Raw genomic sequence first — 13,969 nt, 5'->3', positions numbered from 1 at the left:
TACGGGTGACTGGCGAAGCGGGCAGGTGGCATGACTGGAAATGCCGTCCTGGCGCGAAATCCGGCGGAGCAGTGAGACACTCCGCCTACTAGATATAGTGGTCGGCTCGCGGCGTTGGCCGCGCCCTGACCGCTGCCCGGAGACGCTCGAATGCGGCTCCGTGGCTGCGCGCCCGGCAACGCCTGGCACGCGTAAAAACAGCTGGTCGACACACCGGGACAAGCCTGGGAAGGGGGCTTGCGCGAGTCGTTCTTCTTGTGTTCGGTGGCCCGTCTTAACCCAATATCTGGTGGGTGCTGAGCGATGGGGATACAAGATAGTGCGCTGTTTGCGGCATTGCAAGGAGGTTGGCCGAGAACATCCTGTGGATAACTTGTGGGTGTTTTGTGGGTGAATCGCGCGGCGCTGGGGCAAGCCCCCATGGCGCCTGGCTCCGACCGTTCGTCGTGGCTGAACGGGGTTTCGCGGTACTGCCGAAGGTGTCGCAGCTTACCACTAGATGTAGATGCTGGTGGATACTTGCCGCTGCACTCCATGGCCTCGTAGGGTGCGCCGTGCGCACCAGCTTTTTCGACGCTCCAAGCGGCCCTTCTGACCCGATCATCATGGGCGCCGGTGCGCGCGGCCTAGGCGGCCCCGCGACACCCCACGCGCGTTCGCCTCAGGCACGTCGCTGTCTCGCGGTATCGGCGCCAGGCTCTTACAATGCCCGGGTTTTCCGGTCGCGGCAGTCGAGAGAGGGTGAGGGCGTGGAACAAGAAGCGTGGCAGATCCTGATTGTCGAGGACGACCAGCGCCTGGCGCAGTTGACCCGCGAGTACCTGGAGGGCAACGGCCTGCGCGTGGCCGTCGAGGCCGACGGCGCCAGGGCGGCGGCGCGGATTCTCGCCGAGCAGCCGGACCTGGTGATCCTCGACCTGATGCTGCCCGGAGAGGACGGCCTGAGCATCTGCCGCAAGGTACGCGCCGGCTACCCGGGGCCGATCCTCATGCTGACCGCGCGCACCGACGACATGGATCAGGTACTGGGCCTGGAGATGGGCGCCGACGATTACGTGTGCAAGCCGGTGCGCCCGCGCGTGCTGCTGGCGCGCATCCGCGCCCTGTTGCGGCGCCGCGAAGGCATCGAGAGCGAGCGCGACGAGGGTGAGCCGCGGCGCCTGCAATTCGGCCCGCTGGCCATCGACAACGCCATGCGCGAGGCCTGGCTGGGCGAGCAGGGCATCGAGCTGACCAGCGCCGAGTTCGACCTGCTCTGGCTGCTGGCGGTCAACGCCGGGCGCATCCTCTCGCGCGAGGAGATCTTCAATGCCCTGCGCGGCATCGAGTACGACGGCCAGGACCGCTCCATCGACGTGCGCATCTCGCGTATCCGGCCGAAGATCGGCGACGACCCGATGCACCCGCGGCTGATCAAGACGGTGCGCAGCAAGGGCTACCTGTTCGTTGCCGAAGCGGCGCAGGCGCGCACGTGAACTCCATCTTCCTGCGCATCTACGGCGGCATGCTGGCCGCCCTGGTGCTGGTGGCGCTGCTCGGCGTCGGCGCCCTGCACCTGGTCAACGAGGTGCGCGGGGACCAGTACCGCGAGGGCCTGGCACGCGGCACCTTCCGGCTGATGGCCGACAACCTGGCGCCGATGAACACGGTGGAGCGCAAGCGCGCCCTGGCGGTGTGGTCGCGCCTGCTCGGCATCCCGCTCAAGCTGCAGCGCCTGGAGCAGGCGGGGCTCGACAGCGGCGCGCGCAACCGCCTGCAGCGCGGGCAGATCCTGGTGCAGCAGACCGGGCCGCATGCGGCCAGGGTTTACGGTCTGCTCAGCGAGGACGAGGCGCTGCTTTTGACCGGCGAGATCCAGCAGATCAGCGAGCAGCTGGCGCGCGCCACCAACTACCTGCTGATCGACGAGCTGGTCCGCCATCCGGTGGACGAGCAGCCCAGGCGCCTGGCCGAGCTGAAGGCGGCCAAGCAGTTCGGTTTCGACCTGCGCCTGGTGCGCCTGCGGGACGCCGGCCTCGACCTCGACCAGCGCCGCCGTATCGACGAGGGCGACACGGTGATGGCCCTCGGCAAGGGCGGCGATTCCATCCACGTGTTCTCCGGCATAGTCGACACGCCCTGGGTGCTGGAGATCGGCCCGCTGTACCAGATGAACCCCTACCCGCCGCAGCTGCTGGTGCTGATCGGCGCCCTCGGCCTGAGCCTGATCGGCCTGATCGTCTACCTCCTGGTGCGCTCGCTGGAGCAGCGCCTGCGCGGCCTGGAGGCCGCCGCCACGCGCATCGCCAGCGGCCGCCTGGATGCCCGCGTGCCGGCCCGCGGCGCCGACTCGGTGGGGCGCCTGGCCAGCAGCTTCAACGCCATGGCCGAGCACCTGCAGGGCTCGCTGAACACCCAGCGCGAGCTGGTGCGCGCGGTGTCCCACGAGCTGCGCACGCCGGTGGCGCGGCTGCGCTTCGGCCTGGAGATGATCGCCGATGCGCCGGACGAGACGGCGCGGCGCAAGTACATGGACGGCATGGACAGCGATATCCAGGACCTCGACAAGCTGGTCGACGAGATGCTCACCTACGCGCGCCTGGAGCAGGGCTCGCCGGCGCTGAGTTTCCAGCGGGTCGAGCTGCAGGCGTTGATCGACCAGGTGATCGAGGAGCTGGCGCCGCTGCGCGGCGGCGTGCGGGTCGAGCGCGGGGCGACCCTCAGCGTGGCGGAAGACGGCGCCTGCTGGGTCGAAGCCGAGCCGCGCTACCTGCACCGGGCGCTGCAGAACCTGGTGAGCAACGCCATGCGCTATGCCGAAGCCAGGGTGCTGATCAGCTGTCAGGTGGGCCACAGGCGCTGTCGCATCGATGTCGAGGACGACGGCCCTGGCGTGCCGGAGGAGGCCTGGGAGCGCCTGTTCAGCCCCTTCCTGCGCCTGGACGACAGCCGTACCCGCGCCTCCGGCGGCCACGGCCTGGGCCTGTCCATCGTGCGCAGGATCATCTACTGGCATGGCGGCCGCGCGCAGATCGGCCGCAGCGAGGGCCTCGGCGGTGCGCGCTTCAGCTTGGTGTGGCCACGGCGTCAGGGGGAGTAGGGCGCGAGGTAGTGTCGGGCTTGGTGCGCACCCTACGGATTGGCGCATCCTTACGCCGGGGCTGCCACCGCCACCAGGCTCAATACCTTGTCGTCGAACAGAGCGAACTGGCCGTCCAGCTCGGCGCCGGCGCGCCAGTCCGGGCTGAGCTCGAGCAGCAGGCGCAGGCGCGCGCCGCCCTGATCCGCGCCGAGCAGCTCGGCATCCTGGAAATAGAAGCGGGTCAGGGTCAGCGGGTAGAGCGCCTTGAACAGGCTTTCCTTGAGCGAGAAGGTCAGGCCGATGCGCCGGGCACGCGCGGCGTCGTCCAGGCCGTCGAGGCGTTCCAGCTCCGCAGGGGTGAGGATCTCGCCCTGCAGGCGCAGGGCGCGCTCGATGGGCAGTTGCTGCTCCACGTCCAGGCCTATGCCGCGCCACTGCCGGGCATGACCGACCAGCGCCGCGGCCCAGCCGTCGCCGTGGGTGATGGAGCCGGCCACGCCGCCCGGCCATTGCGGCGCGCGATCGCTGCCGACGGCCGGCACGCAGGCGATGCCGGTCAGGCGCCGCAGCGCCTCGCGGGCGCACAGGCGGCCGGCCAGGTATTCGCTCTGGCGCTTGGCCACGCCGCGCACCGGGGCGATATCGCAGCGGGCGAAGTCGTCCGTGGCCAGGCGCGCCGGGTCGAAACGGGTGCTGATCAGCCGTGTGCCGGGCAGCGGGCGGGGCAGCGGGTCGTGGTCGTCGAGGGGGCTGCAGCAGGCGGGGTGGTAGGTGTTCATGGGCGCGATTGTGCCGCGGCGCGGACCGCCCAGTCATCCGCCGTTTACATTTCTTTGCAGGCAGGTAACAAAGCTAAACGGACGCTGCCCGGGGCTTTTGTCAGACTGGCCACGCATTCCCCAGGGAATGCAGGTGAGGTTGTAGTCAGTGCCTGGCACTGGCGTTTTCTCCGATTTCGAGAACGGTAGCCCGATCGGGCTGCCGTTTTTTTTGTTGCCTGCCATCCATGGCGGCAACCCTCCGGGCCGTCGCAGGCGACGTCAGAAACCTCTCCCGGATGTTTTTTTGCGCCGCGCAGGGTGGATCACGCTTCACCGATCCACCGCTCTGGTGGATGTAAAAAGCGACATCCACCCTACGGCCTGCCGTTTTTGGCGCCGCGCAGGGTGCGCCGTGCGCACCGGTAACCCTAGTGTGATCATGGTGCGCACAGCGCACCCTACGACCTGGTTGTCGCCATCGCATCTGCCCTGTGGCTTTCGCTGGGGCAATTGCAGTCAAATGCCTGTGCGGGCAAACCCGACCCCGCGAGGACCATGGACGATGACCCAACAATCGCAATTCGCCCTGCTCGGCAAGCAGCGCTTCCTGCCGTTTTTCGTGACGCAATTGCTCGGCGCCTTCAACGACAACATCTTCAAGCAGTCGCTGATTCTCGCCATCCTGTTCAAGCTCAGCACCGGCGCCGACCGCGACCTGCTGGTCAACCTCTGCGCGCTGCTGTTCATCCTGCCGTTCTTTTTATTCTCCGCCCTCGGCGGGCAGTTCGGCGAGAAGTTCGCCAAGGACGCGCTGATCCGCAAGATCAAGCTGGCCGAGGTGTTCATCATGCTCGCCGGCGCCGCCGGGGTGCTGCTCGACAGCCTGCCGCTGATGCTCGCCGTGCTGTTCGCCATGGGTACCCAGTCGGCGCTGTTCGGTCCGGTGAAGTATTCGATCCTGCCGCAGCACCTCAAGGAGGAGGAGCTGGTGGGCGGCAACGCCCTGGTGGAAATGGGCACCTTCCTGGCCATTCTCGCCGGCACCATCGGCGCCGGAATCATGATGGCCAGCAGTGGCTACGCCCAGCTGGTGGCAGGTTCGGTAGTGAGCGTGGCGCTGCTCGGCTACCTGGCCAGCCACGGCATCCCGCGCGCGGCGGCGGCGATGCCCACTCTGGCGCTGGACTGGAACATCCTGCGCCAGTCCTGGGCGATCATGAAGCTCGGCCTCGGCCAGCGCCCGGCGGTGTCGCGCTCGCTGGTGGGCAACTCCTGGTTCTGGTTCCTCGGCGCCATCTACCTGACGCAGATTCCGGCCTACGCCAAGGAGTGGCTGTATGGCGACGAGAGCGTGGTAACCCTGATCCTCACCGTGTTCTCCCTCGGTATCGGCCTGGGTTCGATGCTCTGCGAGCGCATGAGCGGGCACAAGGTGGAGATCGGCCTGGTGCCGTTCGGCTCCATCGGCCTGACCCTGTTCGGCATGCTGCTGTGGTGGTTCTCCGGCGGCTTCCCGCAAGGGGCGGTGGCGCACGACTGGCAGGCGCTGCTCGGCTTTGGCCAGGCCTGGTGGATTCTCGGCTGCATCCTCGGCATCGGCCTGTTCGGCGGCTTCTATATCGTGCCGCTGTACGCGCTGATCCAGTCGCGCACCGTCGAACACGAGCGGGCGCGGGTGATCGCCGCCAACAATATCCTCAACGCGCTGTTCATGGTCGCCTCGGCCATAGTCGCGATCCTCTTTCTCAGCGTCGCCGGGCTGTCGATCCCGCAGCTGTTCCTGGCGATCTCGCTGATGAACGTCGCGGTCAACAGCTACATCTTCAAGATCGTCCCCGAGTTCAGCATGCGCTTTCTCATCTGGCTGCTGGGGCACTCGATGTACCGGGTGCGCCACGAGGGGCTCGAGGCCATTCCCGACGAGGGCGCGGCGGTGCTGGTGTGCAACCACGTGTCCTTCGTCGATGCGCTGCTGATCGGCGGCGCGGTGCGGCGGCCGGTGCGTTTCGTCATGTACTACAAGATCTACGACCTGCCGGTGCTCAACTTCATCTTCCGCACCGCCGGCACCGTGCCGATCGCCGGGCGCAACGAGGACCTGCTGATCTACGACGCGGCGTTCAAGAAGATCGCCGAGTACCTGCGCAACGGCGAGCTGGTGTGCATCTTCCCCGAGGGCAAGCTGACCGGCGACGGCGAGATCAATGAGTTCAAGGCCGGTATCGAACGCATCATCGAGGAGAACCCGGTGCCGGTGATTCCCATGGCGCTGCGCGGCCTGTGGGGCAGCTTCTTCAGCCGCGATCCGCACAAGGGGCTGTTCAAGCGCTTCTGGTCGCGGGTCGGGCTGGTGGCCGGTGCGCCGCTGGCGCCAGAGCTGGCGCGGCGCGAGGCGCTGCAGGCGCAGGTGGCCGAGCTGCGCGGCGATTGGCGGTGATAGTGGTGCGCACGGCCTAGCTAGCTCTTGTCGGCCGTCGCTGGTGGGCTGAAGCGGATCACCGCCCGGCCCACCCTACAGACTGCAGCCCACCCTGGGAGACGGGGGCTGTCTGAGAACGGCGCGGGTCAGCCCAGCCCGTAGGGTGCGCTGTGCGCACCAGCCTTATCAGTGGCTCAACTTGAGCCCGATCAGCCCGCAGAGAATCAGCGCCACGCTGGCCAGGCGCAGCAGCGCCATCGACTCGCCGAACAGGATGATGCCGGCGATCACCGTGCCCAGCGCGCCGACCCCGGTCCAGATGGCATAGGCGGTGCCCAGCGGCAGTTCCTTCATGGCCAGGCCGAGCAGGCCGAGGCTGACCAGCATGGCGCAGACGGTGAGCAGGGTGGGCAACGGGCGGGTGAAGCCGTCGGTGTATTTCAGGCCGACGGCCCAGCCGACCTCGAACAGGCCGGCGAGCAGCAGAATTATCCAGGACATGGCGACCTCCAGTGGCTACCGAAGGGGCCGTCCCCGGGTGGGTCATCGCCCGCTGGGCGATGCGGAGGTCGTCCTCGCGTCGTGCGCTATTCTGCACATCTTCGAGCCCGGGGCAAGCCGGCCCGGATCGATGGAAGCTTTTGATTCGGCTTGAGCTTTTGTCTGAATCCTGACTCAACAGACGATAGTGCATGGCCGGCAGCGCGGCATGCGGCGCTGCGCCGGAACGGGCGCTCCTGCGGCGAGCGCGGATCTGACCCGAGCCACGGCTTATGTAACCATCTCGTGACCTTTATCCATCCCTTCGTTACCCGCCGCGGCGCAGACCGTGGTTAGACTCGATTCCAGTGCAAGCACCACGACTTGCCCGCGAATAACAACAACAAGGTGCCTTATCCCATGAAAGCGATCTCTCGCCTGACCTGTGCCATCTCCCTCGCTGCCCTGTTGCCCCTGTCCGCCTCCGCCGGCGAAGTCGAAGTGCTGCACTGGTGGACCTCCGGTGGCGAAAAGCGCGCCGCCGATACCCTGCAGAAACTGGTCGAAGCCCAGGGCCACAGCTGGAAGGACTTCGCCGTCGCCGGTGGCGGTGGCGAAGCGGCCATGACCGTGCTGAAGACCCGCGCCGTGTCCGGCAACCCGCCCGCCGCCGCGCAGATCAAGGGCCCGGATATCCAGGAGTGGGGCGAGCTGGGCCTGCTCGCCGATCTCAACGGCGTCGCCGCCGAGCAGAACTGGGACGGCCTGCTGCCGCCGCAGGTGGTGGAGGTGATGAAGTACCAGGGCGACTACGTGGCGGTGCCGGTCAACGTGCACCGGGTCAACTGGCTGTGGATCAACCCGCAAGTGTTCGCCAAGGCCGGCGCCACGCCGCCGACCACCCTCGACGAATTCTTCGCTGCCGCCGACAAGCTCAAGGCCGCCGGCTTCATCGCCATCGCCCATGGCGGCCAGCCCTGGCAGGACGGCACCGTGTTCGAGGACCTGGCGTTCAGCATTCTCGGCGCCGAGGGCTTTCGCAAGGCCTTCGTCGAGCAGGACCGCGCCACCCTGACCGGGGCCAAGATGGTCGAGGTGTTCGCCGCCCTGCAGAAGCTGCGCGGCTATATCGACGCCGACGCCGCCGGGCGCGACTGGAATAGCGCCACCGGCCTGGTGATCGACGGCAAGGCCGGCATGCAGATCATGGGCGACTGGGCCAAGAGCGAATGGACCGCCGCCGGCAAGGTCGCCGGCAAGGACTACCAGTGCCTGGCCTTCCCCGGCACCCAGGGCAGCTTCGCCTTCAACATCGACTCGCTGGCGATGTTCAAGCTGAGCGACGCCGACAACCGCAAGGCCCAGGAAGACCTGGCGCGCACGGTGATGGGCACCGAGTTCCAGGAGTTCTTCAACCAGAACAAGGGCTCGATCCCGGTGCGCATGGATCAGGACATGAGCAGCTTCGACGCCTGCGCGCAGAAATCCATGGCCGACTTCAAGGAGGCCGCCGCCGGCGGTGGTCTGCAGCCGAGCCTGGCCCACGGCATGGCCGCCTCCAGCTACGTGCAGGGCGCGGTGTTCGACGTGGTGACCAACTTCTTCAACGACCCCAAGGCCGACCCGCAGAAGGCTGCCCAGCAACTGGCGGCGGCGATTCAGGCGGTGCAGTGAGCACTCGGGCCGCCTAGGCGGCCCTTCCCCCAGGGCGGGTGTAACCCGCCGGTTTCAAGCCTGTGATCCCAGGCGCATGCCCGTAGGCCTGCGCCACGGGATCGGCCGCGCCGCGTTTCCCTCCTTCAGGGGCAATGGGGCCGGCCGTGCAACCCGCAACAACGGAGTGATCCATGAGTTCAAACGCAGTCTTCGCCAAAGCCTCACCGCTGGACGCCCTGCAACGCTGGCTGCCCAAGCTGGTGCTGGCGCCGAGCATGGTCATCGTGCTGGTGGGCTTCTACGGCTACATCGGCTGGACCTTCCTGCTGTCGTTCACCAACTCGCGCTTCATGCCCAGCTACAACTTCGTCGGGCTGCAGCAGTACGCGCGGCTGTGGGACAACGACCGCTGGTGGGTGGCGAGCCAGAACCTGCTGGCCTATGGCGGCCTGTTCATCGCCATCAGCCTGGTCATCGGCGTGCTGCTGGCGGTGCTGCTGGACCAGCGCATCCGCCGCGAAGGTTTTATCCGCACCATCTTCCTCTATCCCATGGCGCTGTCGATGATCGTCACCGGCACCGCCTGGAAGTGGCTGCTCAACCCCGGCCTGGGCCTGGACAAGCTGCTGCGTGACTGGGGCTGGGAGGGCTTTCGCTTCGACTGGCTGGTGGACCCGGAGCGCGTCGTCTACTGCCTGGTGATGGCCGCGGTGTGGCAGTCCTCGGGCTTCGTCATGGCGCTGTTTCTCGCCGGCTTGCGCAGCGTCGATCAGTCGATCATCCGCGCCGCCCAGGTCGACGGCGCCAGCCTGCCGAGCATCTACCTGCGCATCGTGCTGCCGAGCCTGGGCCCGGTGTTCTTCAGCGCGCTGATGATCCTCGCCCATATCGCCATCAAGAGCTTCGACCTGGTCGCCTCGATGACCGCCGGCGGCCCCGGCTACGCCTCCGACCTGCCGGCGATGTTCATGTACGCCCACACCTTCACCCGCGGCCAGATGGGCCTCGGCGCCGCCAGCGCGATGCTGATGCTCGGCGCGGTGCTGGCGATCCTGGTGCCCTACCTGTATTCCGAACTGCGAGGCAAACGCCATGACTGATTCCGTGCTCGATGCGCGCCTGGCGCCGCGCCCCGTACCCCGGGTGAGGGCCTTCAGCCTCAGCCGCTTGGCCATCCACGCCACCCTGATCCTGGCCTGCGCGGTGTACCTGGTGCCGCTGCTGGTGATGCTGCTGACCAGCTTCAAGACCCCCGACGACATCCGCAGCGGCAACCTGCTGTCGATCCCGGACGTGTTCACTGTCATCGGCTGGGTCAAGGCCTGGGACGGCGTCGGCGGCTACTTCTGGAACTCGGTGAAGATCACCATCCCGGCGGTGCTGATCTCCACCCTGCTCGGCGCGCTGAACGGCTACGTGCTGGCCATGTGGCGCTTTCGCGGCTCGCAGCTGTTCTTCGGCCTGCTGCTGTTCGGCTGCTTCCTGCCGTTCCAGGTGATCCTGCTGCCGGCCTCCTTCACCCTCGGCCAGCTCGGCCTGGCCAACACCACCGAAGGCCTGGTGCTGGTGCACGTGGTCTACGGCCTGGCCTTCACCACGCTGTTCTTCCGCAACTTCTACGTGAGCATTCCCGAGGCGCTGGTGCGCGCCGCGCGCCTCGACGGCGCGGGGTTCTTCACCATCTTCGCGCGCATCCTGCTGCCGATGTCGGTGCCGACCATCATGGTCTGCCTGATCTGGCAGTTCACCCAGATCTGGAACGACTTCCTGTTCGGTGTGGTGTTCGCCAGCGGCGACACCCAGCCGATCACCGTGGCGCTGAACAACCTGGTCAACACCAGCACCGGGGCCAAGGAATACAACGTCGACATGGCCGCGGCGATGATCGCCGGGCTGCCCACCCTGCTGGTCTACATCCTGGCCGGTAAATATTTCCTGCGCGGCCTGACGGCCGGCGCCGTCAAAGGTTGAGGTAATAACCATGGCTACCCTCGAACTGCGCAACGTCAACAAGTCCTACGGCAGCGGCCTGGCGGACACCCTGAAGAACATCGAACTGGCCATCGACTCCGGCGAGTTCCTGATCCTGGTCGGCCCCTCCGGCTGCGGCAAATCCACCCTGATGAACTGCATCGCCGGCCTGGAGGACATCAGCGGCGGGGCGATCCTGGTGGACGGCGCCGACATCAGCGGCATGAGCCCGAAGGATCGCGACATCGCCATGGTGTTCCAGTCCTACGCGCTGTACCCGACCATGACGGTGAAGGACAACATCGCTTTCGGCCTGAAGATGCGCAAGCTGCCGCCGGCCGAGATCGAGGCCGAGGTGGCGCGCGTGGCCAAGCTGCTGCAGATCGAGCATCTGCTGGGCCGCAAGCCCGGCCAGCTCTCCGGCGGCCAGCAGCAGCGCGTGGCCATGGGCCGGGCGCTGGCGCGGCGGCCGAAGATCTACCTGTTCGACGAACCGCTGTCGAACCTCGACGCCAAGCTGCGGGTGGAGATGCGCACCGAGATCAAGCTGATGCACCAGCGCCTGAAGACCACCACGGTGTACGTCACTCACGACCAGATCGAAGCCATGACCCTGGGCGACAAGGTGGCGGTGATGAAGGACGGCATCATCCAGCAGTTCGGCACCCCGCAGGAGATCTACAACGACCCGGCCAACCAGTTCGTCGCCAGTTTCATCGGTTCGCCGCCGATGAACTTCATCCCGCTGCGCCTGCAGCTGCGCGACGGCCAGTGTTTCGCCGTGCTTGAATCCGGGCAGGCGCGCTGCGAGCTGGCCCTGGGCGCGGCGGCGGAGCTGGAAGGGCGCGAGCTGATCCTCGGCGTGCGCCCCGAGCAGATCCAGCTGGCCGGCGCCGGCTCGACGCTGCCGAGCCTGCGCGCCGAGGTCGAGGTGGTCGAGCCGACCGGCCCGGACACCCTGGTATTCGTCAGCCTCAACCAGACCAAGGTGTGTTGCCGCCTGGCGCCGGACGCCGCGCCGCAGGCCGGCGCCAGCCTCGATCTGCAGTTCGATCCGGCCCGCGTGCTGCTGTTCGACGCCGGCAGCGGCGAGCGCCTGCGTCCGGGAAAGCGTCAGGCCGCTGAGGGCAAGGTGGCGCAGTTGAAGAGAGGTTGAGCCACGCCGCGGTATCGGCGCGCCTTATCCCGTAGGGTGCGCACCCAGGCAATGGAAAAAGCCGACGCTGCGGCGGCTATTCCGCAGCATCCGTAAAAAATAAAAACAATCAGGAGCAACGATGAAGACCACACAGCAAGCTGCCTTCCACTCGCTCGGCCTGGGCGGCCCCGCGACACCCTTTCTACTGGCCTTGGCATTGGCCGCGCCACAGGTGCAGGCCCTGGAGTTCAGCGGCTATATGCGCAGCGGCGCCGGCGGCTCGGAGAACGGCGGCACCCAGTCCTGCTTCCAGCTGCCCGGCGCGCAGTCCAAGTACCGCCTCGGCAACGAGTGCGAGCAGTACATCGAGCTGGACCTGCGCCAGGACCTGCTGACCCTCGACGACGGCTCGGTGCTGAGCGTCGAGGGCATGGCCCAGCTGTACAACCAGTACGGCCACACCCCGGAGTTCACCGGCGAGCATGGCTTCGCGCGGATGAACCAGATGTACGCCGAATGGAGCAAGGTGCCGGCGCTGAACGGCGGTTCGCTGTGGGCCGGACGCCGCTTCTACAAGCGTAACGACATCCATATCAGCGACTTCTACTACTGGAACCAGAGCGCCACCGGCGCCGGCATCGAGGACTTCGAGTACGGCGGGCTGAAGTACAGCTACGCCTTCTCGCGCAAGGACAGCTATTTTCAGGAGCCCTACATCAACCGCCACGACTTCAACGTCGGCGGCTTCAAGGTCAACCCGGGCGGCGAACTGGAGTTCGGCGTCAGCTATATCGACAAGCCCGACAGCACCGGCGCCAACAGCGGCTGGGCGGTCACCGCGCAGCACAAGCAGAGCGATTTCCTCGGCGGCACCAACACCTTCGCCCTGCAGTACGGCCGCGGCCCCGGCACCGGCCTGGGCTATACCGGCGACGTCACCCTGGATCGCGACAACAAGAGCTGGCGCCTGGTGGAGTTCTTCGACTGGCAGTCCACGCCGCGTCTCGGCGGCCAGGTGCAGTTCGTCTACCAGAAGGACACCCGGCCCGACGGCGACGACCAGGACTGGCTGTCGGTGGGCGGGCGCACCAGCTACGCCTTCACCGAGCAGTTCAAGCTGGTCGGTGAGCTGGGCCACGATCAGGTCGATGCCACCGACGGCACGCGCAAGCTGACCAAGTTCACCATCGCCCCCACCTGGTCGCCGGCCGGCCCCGGTTTCTGGGCGCGCCCGGAGTTTCGCCTGTACTACACCTACGCCAGCTGGAACCGCGCGGCGCAGCAGGCGGCCAGCCAGTTGGCGGCCGGCTCGGCGCTGTCCGACAGCGGCGCCTTCGACAATGCGCGCCACGGCTACAACTTCGGCGTGCAGGTGGAGCACTGGTGGTAAGCGCCTCGCGCCCCTTCGGCGCCGCCAGTGGCGGCGCCGAGCTGCACCCGCTGGCCGGGCTCTTTGCCGAGCCCGGTCTGGCGCGCCAGCGCTGGACGGTGCGCCAGGGGCGCGAGTTGCTGCTGCTCGAACACCGCCTGTTCCAGGCGGCGTTCAGCCGCCAGGGCGCGCAGTTGCTGCACTTTCAGCCGCGCGGCCAGCGGCCCTGGCTGTGGTGCGCCGGGCACTGGCCGCAGGGCGCGGCGATTCGCGGCGGGGTGCCGATCTGCTGGCCCTGGTTTGGTCGCCATCCCAGCGAGAGCGGCTGGCCGTCCCATGGCTGGGCGCGGTTGAGCGAGGACTGGCAGCTGCTGGCCTGCGACTGGGGCGAGCAGAGCGTGCAGCTGGCCTGGCAGCTCGAGCTGTGCGACTGGACGCTGCGCCTCGAGGCCGAGCTGGGCGAGACCCTGGCGCTGCGCCTGGTGACCCGTCATCAGGACAGCGAGCCGTGCCGGCTCAGCCACGCGCTGCATGCCTACTGGCGCATCAGCGACGTATCGCGGGTGGCGCTGCTAGGCCTCGACGGCGCCGCCGGCCATGACCTGCTGGCCCGCGCCGACTGCTGCCAGGAAGGCGAGCTGCGCATCGAGGACGGTTGCCACCGCATCTTCCGCCACACCGGCGTGCTGCAACTGCAGGACCTGCCCTGGCAGCGGCGCCTGGCCATCGACACCCGCGGCGGCGCCAACAGCGTGGTCTGGCATCCCGGCAGCCGGCCGCTGACCGAGGTCGGCTGGAACGAGAGCCTGGGGTTTCTCTGCGTCGAGGCCGCCAGCTGCGGGCCCGATAGTTTATGCCTGCGGCCAGGGGAGGAGGGCGAGTTGAGCCTGCGCGCGGGGTTGGCCCGTTAACCACCGTGGGCCCGGGTATCGGCGGTGCGCACGGCGCAGCCTGGGCTGCGCCGACCGCTATGCGCACCAGACATCCGTTTACCGGCGGAGCGCCGAAACCCTAGGGTGCGCTGCGCGCGCCAACTCTCCAGCGTGCCCTGAGTCGGCTCCTCATCCGCCGGACAACGGCTGGCGGTCAGGCTCTCCTTGATCTTGCGCAGGCG

At 67.6% G+C, this 13,969-nt stretch carries 11 protein-coding genes; 9 read left to right on the top strand and 2 right to left on the bottom strand.

From position 1 onward, the window contains the following. Positions 1–749: 749 nt before the first annotated feature. Positions 750–1,475 carry a response regulator gene (locus tag ACUTAF_RS15100; protein WP_445580715.1) on the top strand — a complete coding sequence of 242 codons (726 nt, stop codon included), beginning with the start codon at positions 750–752 and terminating at the stop codon, positions 1,473–1,475. Then, on the top strand, positions 1,472–3,079 hold the full coding sequence (locus ACUTAF_RS15095) for an ATP-binding protein (RefSeq protein ID WP_445580714.1): 1,608 nt from the start codon (positions 1,472–1,474) through the stop codon (positions 3,077–3,079). Before ACUTAF_RS15100 ends, ACUTAF_RS15095 begins: the two co-directional genes overlap by 4 nt. A 50-nt stretch (positions 3,080–3,129) precedes the next feature. Here ACUTAF_RS15095 and ACUTAF_RS15090 read toward each other — a convergent pair whose 3' ends face one another. Continuing rightward, the gene (locus ACUTAF_RS15090; RefSeq protein WP_445580713.1) at positions 3,130–3,840 is read right to left on the bottom strand and encodes a 4'-phosphopantetheinyl transferase family protein; all 711 of its coding nucleotides are present in this window, start codon (positions 3,838–3,840) and stop codon (positions 3,130–3,132) included. Between the two features lie 544 nt (positions 3,841–4,384). Here ACUTAF_RS15090 and ACUTAF_RS15085 point away from each other — a divergent pair. Then, positions 4,385–6,259, top strand: coding sequence for an MFS transporter (locus ACUTAF_RS15085; RefSeq protein WP_445580712.1), 1,875 nt, complete (start codon positions 4,385–4,387; stop codon positions 6,257–6,259). Positions 6,260–6,427: 168 nt separating this feature from the next. Here the strand turns inward: ACUTAF_RS15085 and sugE are convergent, their stop codons facing one another. Beyond that, the gene (sugE, locus tag ACUTAF_RS15080; protein ID WP_445580711.1) at positions 6,428–6,742 is read right to left on the bottom strand and encodes a quaternary ammonium compound efflux SMR transporter SugE; all 315 of its coding nucleotides are present in this window, start codon (positions 6,740–6,742) and stop codon (positions 6,428–6,430) included. A gap of 399 nt (positions 6,743–7,141) precedes the next feature. On the opposite strand from sugE, the gene ACUTAF_RS15075 reads away from it, so the two are divergent. The 6 genes from ACUTAF_RS15075 (at position 7,142) to ACUTAF_RS15050 (ending at position 13,766) form a co-directional block, all read left to right on the top strand. After that, positions 7,142–8,395 (top strand): ABC transporter substrate-binding protein, encoded by a 1,254-nt coding sequence (locus ACUTAF_RS15075; RefSeq protein ID WP_397496468.1) that lies wholly within the window; start codon positions 7,142–7,144, stop codon positions 8,393–8,395. A gap of 173 nt (positions 8,396–8,568) precedes the next feature. Then, positions 8,569–9,477, top strand: a complete 909-nt coding sequence (locus tag ACUTAF_RS15070; RefSeq protein ID WP_445580710.1) for a carbohydrate ABC transporter permease — start codon at positions 8,569–8,571, stop codon at positions 9,475–9,477. A 4-nt stretch (positions 9,478–9,481) separates the two neighbouring features. Continuing rightward, positions 9,482–10,348 carry a carbohydrate ABC transporter permease gene (locus ACUTAF_RS15065; RefSeq protein WP_445582457.1) on the top strand — a complete coding sequence of 289 codons (867 nt, stop codon included), beginning with the start codon at positions 9,482–9,484 and terminating at the stop codon, positions 10,346–10,348. A gap of 10 nt (positions 10,349–10,358) precedes the next feature. Beyond that, positions 10,359–11,504, top strand: a complete 1,146-nt coding sequence (locus ACUTAF_RS15060; protein ID WP_445580709.1) for an ABC transporter ATP-binding protein — start codon at positions 10,359–10,361, stop codon at positions 11,502–11,504. A 121-nt stretch (positions 11,505–11,625) separates the two neighbouring features. Beyond that, positions 11,626–12,876, top strand: a complete 1,251-nt coding sequence (locus ACUTAF_RS15055) for a maltoporin (protein WP_397496472.1) — start codon at positions 11,626–11,628, stop codon at positions 12,874–12,876. Then, on the top strand, positions 12,870–13,766 hold the full coding sequence (locus tag ACUTAF_RS15050; RefSeq protein ID WP_445580708.1) for a D-hexose-6-phosphate mutarotase: 897 nt from the start codon (positions 12,870–12,872) through the stop codon (positions 13,764–13,766). The genes ACUTAF_RS15055 and ACUTAF_RS15050 overlap by 7 nt, the downstream gene beginning before the upstream one ends. Positions 13,767–13,969 lie beyond the last annotated feature (203 nt).

It is taken from the genome of Pseudomonas sp. SP16.1 (assembly GCF_052682975.1).
Note: the sequence above shows the minus strand (reverse complement) of the source record. Positions and strands in the feature narration are given on the sequence as shown.

Coding starts and splice junctions, on each gene's coding strand:
- ACUTAF_RS15090 (WP_445580713.1), bottom strand. CDS start 3,840: ATGAACACCTACCACCCCGCCTGCTGCAGCCCCCTCGACGACCACGAC.
- ACUTAF_RS15085 (WP_445580712.1), top strand. CDS start 4,385: ATGACCCAACAATCGCAATTCGCCCTGCTCGGCAAGCAGCGCTTCCTG.
- sugE (WP_445580711.1), bottom strand. CDS start 6,742: ATGTCCTGGATAATTCTGCTGCTCGCCGGCCTGTTCGAGGTCGGCTGG.
- ACUTAF_RS15075 (WP_397496468.1), top strand. CDS start 7,142: ATGAAAGCGATCTCTCGCCTGACCTGTGCCATCTCCCTCGCTGCCCTG.
- ACUTAF_RS15070 (WP_445580710.1), top strand. CDS start 8,569: ATGAGTTCAAACGCAGTCTTCGCCAAAGCCTCACCGCTGGACGCCCTG.
- ACUTAF_RS15060 (WP_445580709.1), top strand. CDS start 10,359: ATGGCTACCCTCGAACTGCGCAACGTCAACAAGTCCTACGGCAGCGGC.
- ACUTAF_RS15055 (WP_397496472.1), top strand. CDS start 11,626: ATGAAGACCACACAGCAAGCTGCCTTCCACTCGCTCGGCCTGGGCGGC.